Here is an 18,060-nt window from a genome sequence, read left to right on the forward strand (position 1 = left end):
TATGAAGCTAGCTTTTATTGTTGATCCGCTTGATTCGATCAAGATCAACAAAGATTCCAGTTATGCAATGATTTCCGAAGCTATTTCCCGAGGGCATGCTATTTATGTGCTTGAGCAACATGATATAGCCTTGGTTGACAATCAAGTCATCAGTAATGCACGTTCATTACATTTGAAATCTGCTTCCCAATATAACCCACAATGGTATGAACTCGGTCATGCTGAAAAGCTGTCCTTAACTACGTTCGATGCTGTTTTGATGCGTAAAGACCCACCTTTTGATTCAGAGTATGTATATAGCACTTACCTACTGGAATTGGCAGAAACACAAGGTGCCCTGGTAATCAACAGCCCTCGTGGCATCCGCGATCATAATGAAAAACTCGCTATCGCAAAATTTCCGCAATTTATTGCGCCCACGTTGGTTACCAGCCGAACAGCTCTAATCCGCGAATTTATTACTATTCATCGCATTGCCATTCTAAAGCCACTTGACAGCATGGGAGGAACTAGTATTTTTCAAGTCAGCGAATCAGATGCTAATCTTTCTGTCATTCTCGAAATTATGACACAGTATGAAACACGCACAATCATGGTGCAGCGTTATATTCCTGAAATTACACTCGGCGACAAACGAATATTGATTATTGACGGAGAAGCCGTTCCCTATGCCTTAGCTCGCGTGCCTAAGCCTGGTGAAACACGTGCCAATCTGGCTGCTGGCGGCATTGGAAAAACACAACCGCTTTCAGTGCGCGATCAAGAAATCGCAGCATTTATCGGTCCAGAATTAGTAAAAAATGGTTTAATGTTTGTCGGATTGGATGTTATCGGTGATTATCTCACCGAAATCAACGTAACCAGTCCTACAGGAATACAGGAAATAACTAAACAAAGTGGATTTGATGCGGCGGCAATGATAATCGACAGAATCGAAGCGATGGTAAACAAAAGAAAACAGGCCAATCGTCATATATGATCAGCCTGTTTGATTCATTCCATTCTCTATTTGCGATAAATATATTTAATGCTAGTGTAGTGTAACAGCTTCTTTTTCTTCGCAAATCAGATTTTCACAATACGTTTCATGTATGCCATCCAAGAATTTCCACAAGGCGTCGCAAGCCTCCTCAGTTGCGACTAAAATCTCTTCCTGTTTTTCCGGTGTATCCGCAAAACGCTCAATCAACGCCCATTCAGCTTGTGAATGATATACATCCGCTTTTTGATGCACCGAGAAGAATTCATATTCATCCGGATTATTCATACCATAAAACTTCGCCAATCCATCAATTTTTACTGCAGCGACGTCAGGAACTTGAGATTCAAAGGCATGTAGCGCCGCCAAACCTGCATAAAAAGGACGATTGATACAAATGCTTCTAAAGGTATTCACCAGATTTTGAGTCGTTGGCAATGCTGCGGCACTCGACAGTATCTTATCATCCGCACCCAAAGCAAAAGCGAATTTCTTCCACAATGCAGGGTGATTTTTATCACCATGCTCTTCATCAATCAAATTTTTAAGCACTTCCTGGCGCACGCTGATATCACCGCTATTAGTTTCTGAGTGGATATGCGGCGTATTAAAATGTACAGCACTTAAATAGGTGGGTTCAGCGAGTACATTATAGAAATACTGCTCTGCGTAATGCCGTAGCTGTTCTTTTGTTAACTGACCTGCCGTCCAAGCAACATAAAACGGATGTTTCAGTAAATGTCTGCTACTGATAATGGCATTCACTTTTTGTTTCAAAACAGTCGGTGTAATCATTATAAAAACTCCTTCTAAAACCGAAAAATGTAAAAAACACATCTATCATCGCTAAATAATATCTGTAAGTCAAATAAAGCCTGGATAGCCGCAGCCTTACTCATACTAGGATTAGGGTGTTGGATGCTTTTTGATATATTCAATGATATCACCGACATTACGAAAATTTTTCACTTCGTCCCCATCAAAGCTGATTCCAAATTTCTCTTCTGCATCGAATAACAATTGAATAGTATCCATCGAATCGAAACCTAGCTCCGAAAATTGCGAAGCAGTGGTAATCTCAGAAGCATCTATGTTTTCAACTTTTGCGCTAATAAACTCTAGCACTTGTGCTTCCAAATTTGTTGTATCCATCGTGAAGTAATATCCTGTTTAAAGATTAGTAAAAACGATGCTGACATTATTTCCGCCGAACCCGAATGCATTGCACATCGCCGTATCTACTTTTCTTTCTACAGCTTGGTTGGCTGTATAGTCAAGATCGCAGTCGGGATCCGGTTCAACTAGATTAATTGTAGGATGAATCATCTGCGTACGTAATGTCTGAATCGTCGCAATGGCTCCGATTGCAGCGGAAGCACCAATACTATGACCAATCATGGATTTAGTAGCACTGATCGAAAGCCTGCTCGCATGCTCAGCAAATAAATGTTTGATAGCACGCGTTTCGATAATATCTCCCAAAGGCGTTGAGGTTGCATGTGCGTTAATATAATCGACGCTGTCTGGCTTTACGCTGGCATCTTGAAGTGCCGTTTGCATTGCAGCCACCTGCCCCACCATATCAGGTGCCACGATGTGTGTCGCATCACAAGCACATCCGTAACCAGCAAGCTTCGCATAAGTTTTGGCACCACGACCCTCAGCGTTACTTTGCTCCTCAAGGACCAAAACACCAGCCCCTTCCCCCATAATAAATCCATCACGTCCGTTTGCAAAAGGACGTGATGCGTACTGTGGTTGATCATTAAAACCTGTTGATAGCGCATGCAATACCTCAAACCCTTTCATTGTCAAAGGTAAAACACAGGCCTCCGCGCCCCCCACGATAACAGTATCTGCTCTGCCTGAACGCAACAAGTCTAGCCCCATACCAATTGCATTCGCACCAGACGAGCAAGCCGTGCTGCATGTTAGGTTAACGCCTTTGAATCCGTATTTAGTTGCAATCCAAGCACCTGCAGAATTTGCCATGATGCGTGGTACAGTAAATGGTGGTATCGAGCGATCTTGAAATCGGCGTAATGCTGAGGATTCAAATGTGGAAAATCCACCCATCCCAGAACCCAGAACTACAGCTATACGGTGCGGAGAATAACAGTCTAAACCACCAGCATCTTCGATAGCTTGATTTGCCGCATGCAATGCGAATTGTGTAAAGCGATCCATTTGATCAATATATTTCGGCGTTAAAAATTCTTTTGGATCAAACTGCTTTACCTCTCCCGCTATTTTAGAGCTTAACTTCGATGAATCAAATGATTGAATTTTATCAATACCACTGACACCCTTGATAGCAGCGCTCCAGAATTGTTCTACACCAGTGCCAATAGGTGACACAACGCCCATTCCGGTTACGACAACATGCATACGAGATCTAAACTGAAGATAAGATAATAAGGAAGGTCAAAGTTATAAAATAAATAAATTACTTATATGTTCTTTTGAATATACTGAAAGTCCCATACGCTGTCAAACAAGGTTTGGTTTGATATAACTCGATAGAATACTGAAGCAGTCTGGTTGAGAGAAAACATTTTTAACTCAAGAAAAAACGATAAATCTACAAATCTGTGCCACAAAATTGATGCTAGAATTCTAGCGCCTCAAACCAAACATAGTGAAAGGAATAAATTAAACATTAAATTTAAGGCATGTATATTTAGGAAATTGAGAAAAGCTTGCTTTTTTGAATTGCTTTGAGTATGGCAAAGGTAAGAATTTTTCGATCAATTAACCAATTACTACAAAGGATTAAAATATGTTTGAAAGCCTAATTAAATGGTGTAGAGATTTCTTCAGTACTCAAGATACAGCAAACGCAACAAGCACGCCATCCAATCAACCACCACAGCCGAATAATGCTCGGGCAAACTATCACACTCTAGGTGAATTCAATCTTGGACTAGGTGCGATCGGCCCAGAAAATCGCACAGATGTCGATCAATCAGTTGTAAACGCTATGTACCAAACAATCGCTTCCGGGAAATTTAATATTCCAGTTGGCGATAGCGTACCGTCTATTTGTGTCGATGGCCGTTGCAACAAAGATGGCAAGCGCGAAGTATCGCCTTCTGCCGCAGGAGGTACGCTTAGTATCGTATATGGTGCAGATCTCGGTGGCGCATCTACATCCAGTGACACCAACGAAATCACGCTAGCAACAAGAATTTCGAATACGCTCAAGGAAAAGGGACACGCAATTGGTGTACATGGTGACGATCACAGTAACTGCGGTTGCGGTGCATGCGCTAAAGTAAAAAACATTTATCAACATATCGCAGAAAAAATCAACGATATCGTATCACTGACCAGTCAATATGGCATTACCCTATCGCAATCCGAGAAGGATCGTATTGTTCAACAAGCGCAAAACCGTTTAAATCAATCGAATTTTTTCGCCGAAGACAGATCCAGTGTACTGAAAAATTCTCAAGAATGCGGTTCGGTATATGAGGAGCTAGTGGGCGCACATAATGAACTTGGTATAGCATTGAATACGAAACCAGGCACCACGGTTGATCGCTCTGCAATCCGTGCACAATATGGCCCACAGTATGACATGTTTGTTGTAGACGCATGGACTTTTGCCAATGCCGCAAAAGCAATCAACAGCAATGAAGATGCCATGGCTACAGAATTGATCGCAAAAGCCATTACGTTGCAAAATGTAGCTACTGCCTCGGTTCTAGGACACGGATCTCTACGCATAATTCCTATCAGTTAAACAAACATCACACCTCCGGCCTTGCCGGAGGCTTTAATATTAAGGGTATTCGTTCTGCTATTCACAATCTTGGGCTGCGATATCACTTTCTAAACATTAATTGCTCGTAATCCTATTACGCTGCTCGGTATGCAATTAGTATTTCTGAGGCTTTACGCGTGTGACTTCAGGTATCGAAGCAGCTTGCCTAGACATGGACAAAAGGTCAATTATGATTGGATTAATAAATCTTCCAATTAATCCAATCCGGGTTACGGTAACTGGTGAAACACTACCTTGGCTAGAAAATAAGCGTGATTTGTATTCGAGCGTCTGTATCTGCCTGTGAGATATTGAGATGATCGTATAAGCTTAGCCAATTTGAATCAAGTTGACTGGCAGTCGATTTTAATGACATCAGTACTCACCCATAATGCCCCTGAAATAAACTTCAACCGGCATTCCATTCATCAGTCGATTATTGACTTGATCTATAAACTCCATTCGTGCAAGAACTGCTGAGCGCACAGTTTCGAGTGGACCACTTTCATCAGAAGTGGATTTCTGCACAATTCCAGGAACGGCAACAACTTTTGCTTTAGCAATCTCGCCATTAGGGAATTTGACTTGAGCAACTTGCCCAATAACCGCATAATTCTGGTGTTTTGGCGGGATAAATGCATCAATATAGATCGTATCTGGAATAATAATTTCCATCAACGGCTGACCTTTTCCAAGATATTCTTCCGGTTGTACAAATATCTCGGTCACCATTCCTGTAATGGGTGCAATAAGCTCTAGCTGCGCTACTTGATTGCGAATATTTTCAAACTCCAGCATCCTTTGATTCATATGATTACTGATTTGGATCATTTCAGGCGCTAGATTTTGCGCACTGTGTTGTGCTTTTTGTAATAACACCGAATTTTCCAAAGCGGCTTGATATTGGCTATGAATCGTCGCTACTTCCGCCTGTGTTGCGGCACCTTGCTGGAATAAAGATTCATATTGGCGTAACCGTTTGTGCAAGAAATCTTTTCGTTCTTGCGAGAATTTCAATAATTGCAGAGAGGCCGATTGGGATTGCCCGGCATGATCCAATAACTTTTGCTTTTCTCTCGCTAATGACGCAACTTCCATTTGCACGCGATCATGTTGTTCTTGCAACAATGTATTTGCCAATTGTGCTAATGGCTCACCCTCCATCACTCTTTGCAAGGGTTGCACCCATATCTGCTGAACATGACCATCAACCGGAGCCCGCATCACAAAATTAGTGACTCTGATCCTCCCATTCGCTTCAATCGCAACGCCATCCCAAATAATCAACCCTAATAGATACAGCAAAGGTAGGCTAACTACCAGCACGATTAAATACCAACGCCAGGATTTACCTAAGCGCTTGGCATGACTGTATTGAACAAGCAATCCCCGATCATGATCAGGGCTCATAGCCTCGGGCTGATTAAATCGAATTTTCATAAAGATAACTCTCAAAGTCCTGCCAAGATTGAATTACAATTCCACTAAAATTATGATTCTGGAGCTGAGTATTAAATTGCTGCATTGCTTCATTAAAAACAGCAGGAGATTGGCGAAAGTAACTGTTCTCCGGTCCTAATACCGGTTCCAGGCTTTGCGCCAGACTAAAAAACATACTTGGATGCTTATTCATGGCATCCCTGAGCGTTTTAACAATTGCACTGGTATTTATTGAGTAATACATAATGGCAATTTCTCGAATACCTGCTTGCTTGAGCTTGCACACAATACATAAATCAAACGATAACTTGTTATGTAAGTAGCGGTGATGCATACTAACTCCGACTGGCCAAGGTGAAATAGCGGTTGCTTGACGAACGGTTTCGACAAATGCGATTAATCGTTCTTTTTCAGTTAAGGCATCCTCAAGTTGATCAGGCTCTATATCCAGATGCAGCCCATCAAAACGAATATCTGCCAATGAACCAATAATTGTCATCAACTTGTTTCGATATTTTGGCAGAATCCAACTGGGGTCACCTAGTAGCAATTCCACCCTACTTCCATGACGATGCGCTTTTTCGATAAATTGATTAAGTTTGCCTGGATTGGCAGAAAATCTTAAAATTTGCTTTGCATTCAGCGAAATTAAAAAACGATCAATTTTCTCAATAGATTTTTGTTGCCAAAAGTATGGACGATCGACCAAATCCTCGAAATTCCATACATAGGTCGCAAACTTAACATCCACTGATGGTGTGCTTACCGGCAAAACAAACCCGCTGAATTGTTGCACTTCGGCATTCTTTTTCTCTCCATGAAGAAACCGCTTTGCCTGATTCAATGGTTCAATGAGCGAAACAATATCTACTTCGGCATCGTGATCTTTTGATTTATTGCTCTTAGCTGGAAGTGATTCGGAGATATATTGGCGTAAGCGGATATGTATCTTCCAATGCTCAGATTCTGCTTCGATATATTCTGTCGCAACACGGTAATAGGTATTAACCGCTTGCAGATATTTTTCCAATACATCGCCATCCATAACACGCATGCGCAGATCCCTTTCACGCATCAATTCTTTCGCCGCCGCCAGTCGAGTATGTAGGAATTTGATTTGTTGAATCGTTTGCTGATAATTATTAAAGAGTGTATGGAACTCATGCTGCAACTCTTGCTCGCGTCGAGCATATTCACTTCGGAAACTGATCAACTGACTATTCAAACGAGAACGTTCGCTTTTTCTGTAATTTACGATTTCGAGAGGCATCCTAAAATTAACACCAACAGCTCCACCGTAGCCATATTGCATCGAGTCTGCAGAAGGATATGGAATGGCCGGACCAACAAAAGCCGTAGTGGAAACATCCGACTCGATACCTTGCCACTTCTCGGTTTCTTGGGTGTTTTGTAAATTATCAATCTGCGTTCTAATAATTCTCAAATCCGGCTGATCATAATCCGCCGTAAAATTATTGGTAATTTCCGCCAATAAAGGTTTCACTGCCTCGAAAGGCATGACCGTCGAATTGGTTAGGTGAGATAAGCGATTCAATGCTTGTTCCCGATTATTGCGATATTCAATCCGGGTACGTTCAGCGCGATCAAAAGCCGAAAGAAATTCCAAATAATCGGACATAAATAACAATCCAGCTTCACGCCGTTTGCTGATGGCCTTTTCAAAACCCTCATCTCGCAAACGAATGTATGCCTCGCTCAAGGCCAACATCTTCTGCGAACTCCAATACGCCGCATAACTTTCTTCCAGAAAAGAAGCCGCTAAACGCCTACTCCATCCCAGTCGGATGTCTTCAATCTTAACTTGTGTAGCCGCATCATTAACTGCGCGCTGTTGCCTTTCAGCGCTTCCCAATAAAGGATAACGCAGTCCAATACGTGCCATGGGATCAAAAAACCGTCCGAAAGGCTCTCTTGCAAAAGGACTTTTTTGATAACCGGCTGAAATACCGCCAAATACTTCCCAGCCTCTCTGAGCCTCTTGTGCCAACAAATTAGATTGCTGTGCTTCCAGATCTGCTTGCGCTTTCAGTACAATCGCGGCTTGATCCAGTTTAGAACTAAAATCATTCAGCAATCTTACTTGCGCGGCCACATTGGAAGCCAATAGCGCTAGTAACAACCATAAAAGAATAAGCTTTTTCATTGCTTGCCCTTTTTAAGCACCCAAAGTGGCGCCATAGCGGAATCCAAATGTCCTTTATTGAATATTTGATTGAGAATGGCCACTGCACTCCAGGTGCGCCCGATAAACTGAAAGCCTGGATAAATCAGCAAAACCCAAAAAGCTTGACAATCCTCCAGCCTCCGATCTGAAAGCAGGACCAAATAAAGGATGTATTGAATGGAAACAAGTACGGTATAAAATAAATACACCAACACCATACTCAGCAAGAAAATATGGGAAGGAAGCATGACCGCCATGTATAACGTGTAAATAATAATAGAAAATGGCATGATGACTTGGAATAAAACGCCGTACCACAGTAGGAAAATGAAGTTTTTCCAACCCATTACAGATGCAGCAATACCGAATTTATGTTTATTCGCATAGATGTACCAGGTATCTCCATCCCAGCGTAAACGTTGCTTGAGAAAACCCAATAAACTCTCAGGTGCATCGGTATGGGAAACAGCATTCGGTTCAAAAGCGAATTTAAGTCTTGGATGGCGTACGTGATATTGTTTGATGCGTAAGGTCATATCGAGATCTTCAGCGGTACCTGTATTCCATCCACCAATTTTTTGAATAAAGGATTTACGAAAAACACCAAATGCGCCGGGTACATTGTTAATCACACTGAGTTGTGCAAAACCAAGCTTGCCCACTTGCATGGTAAGCATGTACTCAAGGCTTTGTAGCCGAGTAACTAGCGTACTCTTGGCATTACGTACTCGCATCGGCCCGGTTACCGCAACCGTATCGGGATCCCCAAAATGAGATACTGCACTACTGACCATTTGGTTATCAAACGAGGTATCTCCATCCAAGGCAAAGAAAACCTCACCTTGCGCACGACTCAACCCAGCATTAAGTGAAGAAACTCTGCCTCCCCTCTGAATTTTGGGAAGAATCGTCAAAGAGCGATTAGCATAATTTTTAACTAAAGGTAGCAATTCCTTAAGCGCCTGATAGGTCGGTAAATTCTTTTTCACACCATCAACCGCAGCTATGATTTCGATATGCCCCGGATAAATTTGCTCCAGTAAGGAAAGCACAGTATTTTGTACTGCCTTGCCTTCTGAATAGCAGGTGATCGTACAAGTTACACGTGGAGAATAAGGGGCAATCCATGGGATATCATTCTTTTTTCGATATAAATACCGTAATACCCCCAACCAATTGACCAAGTACAGCGGTAATTCCAGGAATAATACAAAAGGAATGAGTATAAGCACGTACTGCAGCTCACTATATTGAGCAATTGTTAAGCGAAAAACATACCAAGCCTCTAAAAACATATCCATTTAGAGCAACTCACCGGAAAGCCTTACCAATAGCAATTCTGCATCTTCTTGATCGGATAATTGATCCGAACTAATACTACAAAACCGATAAATAAGTTTTTGATCACTTTCTAGCACGAGCTGATTCATGCTGGCTTCTATTCGTTTATGAAAACCAACAAGCCCCTGTTTATCGGTATTTGGCAACAACAACCACAACATATTCTCGGCTGTTCTCGTCGAAAGATCGGGTGTACGCAATAGATTTCTCAACCGCTGCGCAAATGATTCCATCACCTGCAGCAATCGAGCATGACCTATCTCATCGACCAATTCCGTAAGATTGCTAAAATAAATTCCAAACAAACTAAAATTAATATTCTTATAACGATGAGATAGCACCATCATCCAATCCAAATCGTGGATGAACAATTCTTTGGATATAAAATCCAACTGATCGAATCCAGAAGACAAGTCAAAAACTTCCCCACGGAATGCAATCACCCTACCCCGATCACTAAGCCGCCAATGCTGAATTTCGTTAATGACTAATTCATCGGGTTTCATAGATTTCTCACACACAGCGCAACGCACTCGAATTTCACCTTCGCTAAATGTATGATTGCAGGATTGGCACTGATAATTCTCCAAAGGCCTATCGTAGTCACTACCGATATGGCGTAAATGCGTGTTGCATTTGGGACATTTCAACATGCCTGCATGCAGGAATTTATCCTGTGCATCGACACAGCCACAGGTAAAGCAATGCAAGGAGGGTCGCAGCGCAATATCAATTTCGAAACAATTTGGGCAAATATCGGTAAAACTTAAGTGTGCCGAACGACAATGTGTACATTCTCTTTGTCTATCAATGAGTGAAACTGGCTCCAATATTCTGGCAGCAGCCAATTTCCTTAACCATCCAAATGAATCGCCAGTATCGTTATTAAGCGCTTCTAATAATGTATAGCGATAATATCGAGCATTCTTCCATTCATGCTGCGGCTGAATAATGAAATCAGGGCGCAACCACAAATATTTGATTAGTCGCCCTTGCGGAGTAATACAGGCTTCAGTATTCTTAAATGATTTTGTTAAACCCTCTGTATCACTTATCTTTTTCTGTAGCGCAGATGGTTCTGTTAGTTGTCCATCCAGTAATTGGCTATCTAACGCAATAGACGATTCTGTAACAAAACAAAGTGATGCAAAAACTGTATCGTCCCGGCGAATCTCATTGATTATTGTATTGACATATTGCGCATCCTCGCCATCAATAATGAAGGCCAATGGAGCCATTTTTGTGAGTTTCCATTCAGAAAAATTGCTGTGACGTTGAATGCGATATAAATTCGCATATACATCAGGAAGCACAATATTATTAGGCGAAAAAAGTATCAGCATTTCTGGTGATTCCCATGAATCGATTCACATTGATTCAACCTAGTCAACGAGCACATTTTAATTTCGCTTTTCCTCTTCAAATTTTCTGCGCACTTTCGTAATATCTAAACAATTGCATTATTCATTCTCAATTTAGATAATCATCAAAGAAATAAAACAACTATTCCCCGCCTTATTACTACTTAACAATAGGAAGTAATGAAGGATATTTACCGGATTAAGACGAGAAGAAGACACCACCACGACCTGGAGCAATGCGGACTTACAAATCAAGCTCCTGAAGCAATCGACGAATAAAGAATCACCTGGATCATATTTCTGCTCCATCTGATTTTCTCTATGATTTGTTACAACAACAAAAAGTAACGCCACTAACAGATAGACATTTCAAAGCAACAGGTTTTGGAAAAGCACTGATACCACAAATTTTAAATACTTTTACATTGATATACTTATCAGACTGGAGAAAGCACCCACTGCAAGTATCATTTATGGTAATGGTTGGTACGGTTATAATCGTTCGTTAGATATAGGGGCGCTCCGAGCACTTTCGTGTATCTCATGACGGCAATGAATTTGTTAACAAACTATAGCAACTGATCAGATATTATTAGCTGCCGATAGTTTAAAACCATAAAAATAGAGAAAAATCTTGTGTATAAAATTAGCTTAATGAAATTAGGGTGGTATAGTTTTGCTGCCTTTTCGATGTTTGGTTGTTCAACCGTAGTTGTACAAGAAAATGCTTCAACGGTAGAATCTTCGAGTGGAAACTCTTCAATAGTTTTCCATTCGAATACAGAATCCGAGGTTCCGGTAAATCAATCTACTTCCGAAAAAAATATCTCTACAGTTCTTCCTGCTGAGCAAAATCCACAAAAACAAAACCCAATAACCAAGTTATCGAATGATGCATCGCAATGGCCCGTGGAAACCGGTATGGCTACATATTACGCAACGGAGATGGAGGGACGTTTAACGGCAAGTGGCGAACCATATTCACCTGAGTTGTTAACCGCAGCGCATCGCACACTACCCTTAGGAAGCATGGTGCGCATTACGAATTTAAATAATAATCAACAAGTCGTTGTGCGAATTAATGATCGTTGGGGTGGCGGAAGTGGTCGCGTGATCAATTTGTCGAAACAAGCAGCGGTCGATCTTGGATTTGGTTCTTCCGGTATGGTTTCAGTACGCCTCGATGTTGAATTATTATCTTCACAGAAAGCGATGCAACCAGCGAGCATAGCGCAACCATTACCCACACGCATTGAAGTGAGTGACCCAAAAAACCATTCAAAACTGAGTATTTGTCAAAATGAGGCAGATATACTGGGATTATCAGGGAGTTTTTATAACAATCATATCGCAGCCTGTATGATCCGGGGAAATTAGCTAGCTGGGTAAACAAAATCAGGTTCTAAGGCGTTTCCGACTAAGAATCTAAGCGGATTCATTACATTCTAAAGACTCTTGTGAATTCTAATAGGCGATGTCACTAAGTTGTCATTGGTAGATCGCAGCTTCATTTTTAGCATAGTAGCATTGACCAATCTTATAAAGGAAATTCATGAATACTTCATCGCATAAATGGCGTTTCTTTCGCTCAGGTGGCTTTGATCAAGTACGACTTGAAACAGGCGAAGATATAAAATTACTGACGGAGCTCGACCCTAAGCTTTGGGCGGCGCTGAGTTGCCCGACGACGAACTTGGAGTTTGATCAGAAAACCTTGGAGTTTCTCGATTCGGATAAAGATGGTCATATTCGCGTACCGGAAATCACTACTGCGGCCAATTGGGCTGCTTCGATGTTGAAGAATCCGGGAGATTTAGTAAATGGATCCGCCGCATTGCCTTTGGAGGCTATTGACGATAGCAGCGTCGAAGGTGCAGCCTTACTGGCGTCAGCCAAGCAAATATTGCATAACATCGGAAAAAAAGATGACATCACAATCAGCGTTGAAGACACCTCTGATTTAAATAAGATTTTTGCTAGCACAAAATTTAATGGTGACGGTATTGTTCCACCGGGCGCAGCGGGTGATGCTGACATCCAAGCAGTAATGGAAGAAATAATCACTTGTGTAGGATCCGAGCTAGATCGCTCAGGGTTACCCGGTGTTTCTGAAGAAAAATTCAATCAGTTTTTCACCGAGGCGCAGGCATTTTCTGAATGGTGGCTAGAAGCTGATCGAGATGCAAGCAATATCTTGATACTAGGTCAAGAAACCGAAGCAGCCAAAGCATCTTTTGATTGTGTTAAAACCAAAATAGATGATTACTTTACTCGCTGTCGCTTGGCAGAATTTGATCAACGCGCGAGCGAACCCTTAAATCCTGCACTAACGGGCTATGAAGCAATGGCAAGTAAGGATTTATCTGCCACATCTGAGCAATTGATCTGTTTGCCACTGGCAAAAATTGAAGCTGGGAAACCGCTCCCGCTTGAAACAGGAATCAATCCGGCATGGTTGCATGCAATTACCGAGTTTAAAAACAAAGTCGTTGTACCTTTAATCGGTAACAAAAATACTTTGAGCAATGCCGAATGGGAGGATTTATGCGAGAAATTCGCAGCACACCAAATCTGGCTCAACAATAAACGTGGCGAAATTGTTGAAAAACTCGGTATTCAACGTATTCGCAAGATTTTTTCAAATGGTTATCAAGAAAGCATTAGAGCATTAATTCAGAAAGATAAATCGCTTTCTAGCGCCTCCGATGCAATTGACTCGGTCGAGAAACTGATTCGTTATCATCATCATCTATTTCAATTACTGAATAATTTTGTATCGTTTCGCGATTTTTACACGCGACGTGACAAAGCAATTTTTCAAGCGGGGACACTTTTCTTGGATGGGCGTAGTTGCGATTTCTGTTTGCATGTTGTCGATGCGGCGCAACATAGCGGCATGGCGAACCTGAGTGGTACTTACTTAGCCTATTGTGAATGCAAGCGCCGGGGCGACGACAATCAGAAAATGAACATTGTTGCAGCATTTACGAATGGTGATGCAGATAATTTAATGGTCGGCCGCAATGGCATTTTTTATGATCGTAAAGGCCAAGATTGGGATGCTACCATCACAAAGATTGTTGAACATCCAATCAGCGTACGCCAGGCATTTTGGTATCCCTATAAACGGATAGGCAAAATGATTGGCGAGCAAATCGAGAAAATGGCCAGCGCACGCGAGAAAGCCGTACAAGCTCAAGCTGCATCGGGTATTTCAAGCTCCGCACAGTCGATCGAGGTAGGCAGTAAAACGCCGCCGGTGCCGTTTGACGTGGGTAAGTTTGCCGGTATTTTTGCTGCTATTGGCTTGGCAATTGGTGCAATCGGTACTGCAATCGCATCCGTAGTTACAGGTTTTATTAGCCTGACTTGGTGGCAAATGCCGCTGACAATATTAGGGCTGATTTTATTGATTTCAGGTCCTTCCGTTTTGTTGGCTTACCTCAAACTGCGCAAGCGCAATTTAGCGCCTTTACTCGATGCCAGCGGCTGGGCGGTCAATACCAGGGCAATCATCAATATACCATTCGGCGCTTCATTGACCAAAATGGCCACATTACCTCCGGGGGCGCAGCGTTCAATGGTAGATCCGTATGCTGAAAAAAAGAGTCCATGGAAGTCCTATTTGTTTATTTTGCTATTGTTAGGAGGATTCGGTTACCTTTGGTATGCAGGTTATATCAATGAAGGTACGGTTGATCAAATCCGTAAGCATTTTGCTGGTGAAGAACCAGCTATAACGATGGATAAAGCAAAGCCGGATGCTCCTGCAAAGGATGCAGATGCTAAGCCAGAAACGACCTCTACCGTTTCCGCCGAACCTGCTGCACCAACAACGAATGATAAACCAGTAAAAGAAGAGGCGCCGGCAGTTAATACAGAAACACCCGCTCCAGCCCCTTTACCTGCAAAAAATGTCCCTTCGGCTAAACCGGCTCCAGCCATTAAATAGGTTCCATCTGCTTCGGTTCAGTTGATACAAGCGGTAACCTAGTCCTATTTGCTTCTAACAGGACTAGGTTATTGTAAGAATGCTCCTGCCAGTAATACGATTACTTCAGAAAATTCGACTAACGCACCTGCAGTATCCCCGGTTGTTCCCCCGATACGTTCTAACATCATGTAACGCAACAATAAAAACATTGCAAGAACTGCCAACACTAATACATAACCGTTTTGTATAAACCCTATTGTGCACAGCAATACCACGATCACGGCCGCGATACATTTGCGGCGAGGGTGATAAGCGGATAAGCAAGCACCTAGTCCAATGTTTCTAACATAACGAGTTGTTAAAAATAACAATACCAACATCGTTCTGGCAAGTATTATGGAAGCTAATAGAGTAACCCATCCATCGACTTGGATTAAAACATGCAATGCAGTAATTTTAAGCAACATGACTAATACGATTGCAATGACGCCCATTGGACCACAATTGGGGTCTTTCATAATAGCGAGGGTTTTGTCGTGATCGCCCATTCCGCCCACCCAAGCATCAGCGCTATCGGAAAGACCATCCAAATGTAATCCTCCAGTTAACAAAACCCAAACAGTGAGCAGAATAGCAGCGCTTATCCAAGGCATTGAGAAACCACCCAATAACCAACCTAAACTGATTAAGATCATTCCAATCAATACACCGATCAATGGATAATAAGCTAAAGAACAACCAATTTCCTGTTCCGTGGGTTGGTCTTTTAAAGCGACAGGTATACGCGTCAGGAATTGCAAGGCAATGAGTACAGGTTTATGCATCAGATGGATGATAGGTAACGCTGATATCTTCTATGGTCTCGGTAATGCGTATAGCGTACTTATCTGCATGATTGACTTTAAAGGTTAATAAATTCTCCAGCGGTTGGTTCTGAATGTAGCAAAGAATGCTACGAATTACGCCACCGTGTGTAACCAGGAGTACCTTGTTACCGGCGTGCCGACGGATTAATTCTTGCCATGCCGATAGAATGCGACAGTTAAAATTCGATAACGATTCAGCATTTGGCGGTGTATTGATCAAAGGATTGTTCCAGAAATGCGCGAGTGCATCTGCATCAGTTTGCATTAAATCAGCAAGTGATCGATTTTCCCAATCACCGAAATGAATTTCCTGAAAACAAGCATTTTCAATGACTGGGATATCGTTACATCGTCCAAGTTCAGTCGCAAAAGCAGCGCAACGCTGGAGCGGAGAGGTCACAATATATTGCCATGAGGACGAATCGGCATTCTGTATTTTGACTGCTTGCCATAACTGCTGCCACCCTAAAACCGAGAGTGGATGATTGGTACTGCCGCAGTAACGGTCACTGTATTGTGTTGCACCGTGCCGTAATAAATCAATCTCGGTCAGCAAAATAAGTAGGCTGGCTGAATTGATAAAATTGAATCAAATTTTCTCGGAAACTTGCGCTTCCGTAAAAGTCGCCATTTCATTATGCAATCGGCAAGCTAATTTCAATAAACTGACTGCCACCGCAGCACCGCTACCCTCACCCAAGCGCATCTGTAAATCCAATAAAGGTTGTGCATTTAGTTTATCCAATACGAAACGGTGGCCTTTTTCTTGCGAAATATGCGAATAAATAAACCAGTGTTGACATCCAGGTTTGATCGATTCAGCAAGCAACGCAGCGACTGTACTGATAAAACCATCAACCAATACAGGTATCCCTATTTGCGCACAGTGTAGATAAGCACCAGTCAGTGCGGCAATTTCAAACCCTCCGAAATAACGTAATGCCTCCAAAGGGGAATTTATACTGTGTTGGTGGCATGCAAGCGCTTTTGAGATGACGCTAATCTTATGCGCGATACCGCGTGCATCCAATCCCGTTCCAGATCCAGTAAGCTGTGCCGGAGGAATATTAAGCAAACAACACGCCAAAGCAGTTGCACTAGTGGTATTACCGATACCCATTTCACCACCGATAAATAATGAATTAGGGTTGTTTGAGATTCGTTCAATGGCATCGTGACCTGCGTGCATTGCAGCTTCTAACTGATCGGCTGTCATAGCTGGCTGATACAAAAAATTCGCCGTACCTGGGCCTAGGTTGTAATTTCTGACAACGGGCAGTGTTGAAGTATCGTTAACCGTGCCTAGATTAATGATCTCTAATACTGCATCTTGTGCTCTAGCCAATACATTAATGGCTGCACCGCTTCGGGTAAAATTTTTGATCATTTCAACCGTGACCGATTGCGAAAAAGCTGAGACGTTTTCTGCGACAATACCATGGTCACCGGCGAATATCGTGATAAAGATCGAGTCGACTGAAGGCCGCCGAGTCTGTTGCAGCGTTGCCAAATGAATGGCTAATTCTTCTAATCGACCTAGTGATTTGGGAGGTTTTGTCAGCTGCGCTTGCCGTTCCTGTGCAAATTGAGTAAATACTGCATTAGTAACAGCAACAGGCGTGCTAAATAGCCAATCATAAGCAAGCTCTCGATTCATGAGCGCTCTCCTTTTAATATCAAAGGAAGCCCTGCAATAGTCATAATGACCTGATTGCAAAGTTGCGCAACGTCTTGGTGTAACTTGCCTGCTTCATCGCAATAATAACGACTTAACTCACCCAACGGCGTGACACCCAGATTCGTTTCATTACTTACTAAAATGATTCGCCCTGCGAGATTCGAAAGTGTATCGAGTAAGGCTTGCCGCTGTTGATTAAATTGCTCGGGATCATTTTGTACCAACAGATTGGTCAACCATAATGTGAGGCAATCAATCAATAAGCAATGAGAAGGAGCAGCATACTGCTGTAGAACAGCAGCCAATTGAATCGGTTCTTCGATAACCTGCCAGTGATCCGGTCGATGAGCTTGATGCAGCGCGACACGTTGCCGCATTTCTTCGTCTTCGATCGTTGCAGTAGCAACGTAAATCACCGGCAATTCAGTTTCATGAGCCAGCCGCTCTGCCAAGCGGCTTTTTCCCGATCGAACGCCGCCTAGAATTAAGGTTTTTGTATCTTTCATGACA

Annotated in this window: 15 protein-coding genes; 4 read left to right on the forward strand and 11 right to left on the reverse strand. The window is 42.4% G+C overall.

Annotated elements, in window-relative coordinates; all coding sequences use genetic code 11:
- Position 1: 1 nt before the first annotated feature.
- Positions 2–979, forward strand: a complete 978-nt coding sequence (gene gshB, locus W03_RS09725; RefSeq protein ID WP_244072807.1) for a glutathione synthase — start codon at positions 2–4, stop codon at positions 977–979.
- Positions 980–1,030: 51 nt separating this feature from the next.
- Here gshB and W03_RS09730 read toward each other — a convergent pair whose 3' ends face one another.
- The 3 genes from W03_RS09730 to fabF form a co-directional block, all read right to left on the reverse strand.
- Positions 1,031–1,774 carry a CADD family putative folate metabolism protein gene (locus tag W03_RS09730; RefSeq protein WP_244072808.1) on the reverse strand — a complete coding sequence of 248 codons (744 nt, stop codon included), beginning with the start codon at positions 1,772–1,774 and terminating at the stop codon, positions 1,031–1,033.
- 111 nt (positions 1,775–1,885) lie between these two features.
- Positions 1,886–2,131: an acyl carrier protein gene (locus tag W03_RS09735; protein ID WP_244072810.1), complete on the reverse strand. Its 246-nt coding sequence runs from the start codon at positions 2,129–2,131 to the stop codon at positions 1,886–1,888.
- Positions 2,132–2,149: 18 nt separating this feature from the next.
- On the reverse strand, positions 2,150–3,367 hold the full coding sequence (gene fabF / locus W03_RS09740; RefSeq protein ID WP_244072811.1) for a beta-ketoacyl-ACP synthase II: 1,218 nt from the start codon (positions 3,365–3,367) through the stop codon (positions 2,150–2,152).
- 391 nt (positions 3,368–3,758) lie between these two features.
- On the opposite strand from fabF, the gene W03_RS09745 reads away from it, so the two are divergent.
- The gene (locus W03_RS09745) at positions 3,759–4,724 is read left to right on the forward strand and encodes a cadmium-containing carbonic anhydrase (RefSeq protein ID WP_244072812.1); all 966 of its coding nucleotides are present in this window, start codon (positions 3,759–3,761) and stop codon (positions 4,722–4,724) included.
- Positions 4,725–5,120: 396 nt separating this feature from the next.
- Here the strand turns inward: W03_RS09745 and W03_RS09750 are convergent, their stop codons facing one another.
- The 4 genes from W03_RS09750 to W03_RS09765 are packed head-to-tail and all read right to left on the reverse strand — an operon-like array spanning position 5,121 to position 11,054.
- On the reverse strand, positions 5,121–6,155 hold the full coding sequence (locus tag W03_RS09750) for an HlyD family secretion protein (protein WP_244072813.1): 1,035 nt from the start codon (positions 6,153–6,155) through the stop codon (positions 5,121–5,123).
- 13 nt (positions 6,156–6,168) lie between these two features.
- On the reverse strand, positions 6,169–8,349 hold the full coding sequence (locus tag W03_RS09755; RefSeq protein ID WP_244072814.1) for a TolC family protein: 2,181 nt from the start codon (positions 8,347–8,349) through the stop codon (positions 6,169–6,171).
- Positions 8,346–9,671 (reverse strand): glycosyltransferase, encoded by a 1,326-nt coding sequence (locus W03_RS09760; RefSeq protein WP_244072816.1) that lies wholly within the window; start codon positions 9,669–9,671, stop codon positions 8,346–8,348. Before W03_RS09760 ends, W03_RS09755 begins: the two co-directional genes overlap by 4 nt.
- The gene (locus W03_RS09765) at positions 9,672–11,054 is read right to left on the reverse strand and encodes a diguanylate cyclase domain-containing protein (protein WP_244072823.1); all 1,383 of its coding nucleotides are present in this window, start codon (positions 11,052–11,054) and stop codon (positions 9,672–9,674) included.
- A gap of 654 nt (positions 11,055–11,708) precedes the next feature.
- On the opposite strand from W03_RS09765, the gene W03_RS09770 reads away from it, so the two are divergent.
- Both W03_RS09770 and W03_RS09775 read left to right on the forward strand, forming a co-directional pair.
- On the forward strand, positions 11,709–12,449 hold the full coding sequence (locus W03_RS09770; RefSeq protein ID WP_244072825.1) for a septal ring lytic transglycosylase RlpA family protein: 741 nt from the start codon (positions 11,709–11,711) through the stop codon (positions 12,447–12,449).
- Positions 12,450–12,624: 175 nt separating this feature from the next.
- On the forward strand, positions 12,625–15,024 hold the full coding sequence (locus W03_RS09775) for an SPOR domain-containing protein (protein WP_244072827.1): 2,400 nt from the start codon (positions 12,625–12,627) through the stop codon (positions 15,022–15,024).
- Between the two features lie 68 nt (positions 15,025–15,092).
- Here the strand turns inward: W03_RS09775 and W03_RS09780 are convergent, their stop codons facing one another.
- From W03_RS09780 to cobU, 4 genes are read right to left on the reverse strand one after another with little or no spacing between them, the layout of a single operon-like run.
- Positions 15,093–15,830, reverse strand: a complete 738-nt coding sequence (locus tag W03_RS09780) for an adenosylcobinamide-GDP ribazoletransferase (RefSeq protein ID WP_244072829.1) — start codon at positions 15,828–15,830, stop codon at positions 15,093–15,095.
- The gene (locus W03_RS09785) at positions 15,823–16,428 is read right to left on the reverse strand and encodes a histidine phosphatase family protein (RefSeq protein WP_244072830.1); all 606 of its coding nucleotides are present in this window, start codon (positions 16,426–16,428) and stop codon (positions 15,823–15,825) included. Before W03_RS09785 ends, W03_RS09780 begins: the two co-directional genes overlap by 8 nt.
- A gap of 33 nt (positions 16,429–16,461) precedes the next feature.
- On the reverse strand, positions 16,462–17,529 hold the full coding sequence (cobT, locus tag W03_RS09790) for a nicotinate-nucleotide--dimethylbenzimidazole phosphoribosyltransferase (protein WP_244072832.1): 1,068 nt from the start codon (positions 17,527–17,529) through the stop codon (positions 16,462–16,464).
- On the reverse strand, positions 17,526–18,056 hold the full coding sequence (gene cobU / locus W03_RS09795) for a bifunctional adenosylcobinamide kinase/adenosylcobinamide-phosphate guanylyltransferase (RefSeq protein WP_244072835.1): 531 nt from the start codon (positions 18,054–18,056) through the stop codon (positions 17,526–17,528). The genes cobT and cobU overlap by 4 nt, the downstream gene beginning before the upstream one ends.
- Between the last annotated feature and the right edge of the window lie 4 nt (positions 18,057–18,060).

This window comes from Nitrosomonas sp. PY1, assembly GCF_022836435.1.
Lineage (GTDB): Bacteria > Pseudomonadota > Gammaproteobacteria > Burkholderiales > Nitrosomonadaceae > Nitrosomonas.

Bases quoted from the DNA above. Each gene is read 5' to 3' on its own strand.
- W03_RS09775 (WP_244072827.1), top strand. From the start codon at position 12,625: ATGAATACTTCATCGCATAAATGGCGTTTCTTTCGCTCAGGTGGCTTT.
- W03_RS09745 (WP_244072812.1), top strand. From the start codon at position 3,759: ATGTTTGAAAGCCTAATTAAATGGTGTAGAGATTTCTTCAGTACTCAA.
- gshB (WP_244072807.1), top strand. From the start codon at position 2: ATGAAGCTAGCTTTTATTGTTGATCCGCTTGATTCGATCAAGATCAAC.
- W03_RS09755 (WP_244072814.1), bottom strand. From the start codon at position 8,349: ATGAAAAAGCTTATTCTTTTATGGTTGTTACTAGCGCTATTGGCTTCC.
- W03_RS09730 (WP_244072808.1), bottom strand. From the start codon at position 1,774: ATGATTACACCGACTGTTTTGAAACAAAAAGTGAATGCCATTATCAGT.
- fabF (WP_244072811.1), bottom strand. From the start codon at position 3,367: ATGCATGTTGTCGTAACCGGAATGGGCGTTGTGTCACCTATTGGCACT.
- W03_RS09750 (WP_244072813.1), bottom strand. From the start codon at position 6,155: ATGAGCCCTGATCATGATCGGGGATTGCTTGTTCAATACAGTCATGCC.
- W03_RS09760 (WP_244072816.1), bottom strand. From the start codon at position 9,671: ATGGATATGTTTTTAGAGGCTTGGTATGTTTTTCGCTTAACAATTGCT.
- W03_RS09735 (WP_244072810.1), bottom strand. From the start codon at position 2,131: ATGGATACAACAAATTTGGAAGCACAAGTGCTAGAGTTTATTAGCGCA.
- W03_RS09780 (WP_244072829.1), bottom strand. From the start codon at position 15,830: ATGCATAAACCTGTACTCATTGCCTTGCAATTCCTGACGCGTATACCT.
- W03_RS09765 (WP_244072823.1), bottom strand. From the start codon at position 11,054: ATGCTGATACTTTTTTCGCCTAATAATATTGTGCTTCCTGATGTATAT.
- cobT (WP_244072832.1), bottom strand. From the start codon at position 17,529: ATGAATCGAGAGCTTGCTTATGATTGGCTATTTAGCACGCCTGTTGCT.
- cobU (WP_244072835.1), bottom strand. From the start codon at position 18,056: ATGAAAGATACAAAAACCTTAATTCTAGGCGGCGTTCGATCGGGAAAA.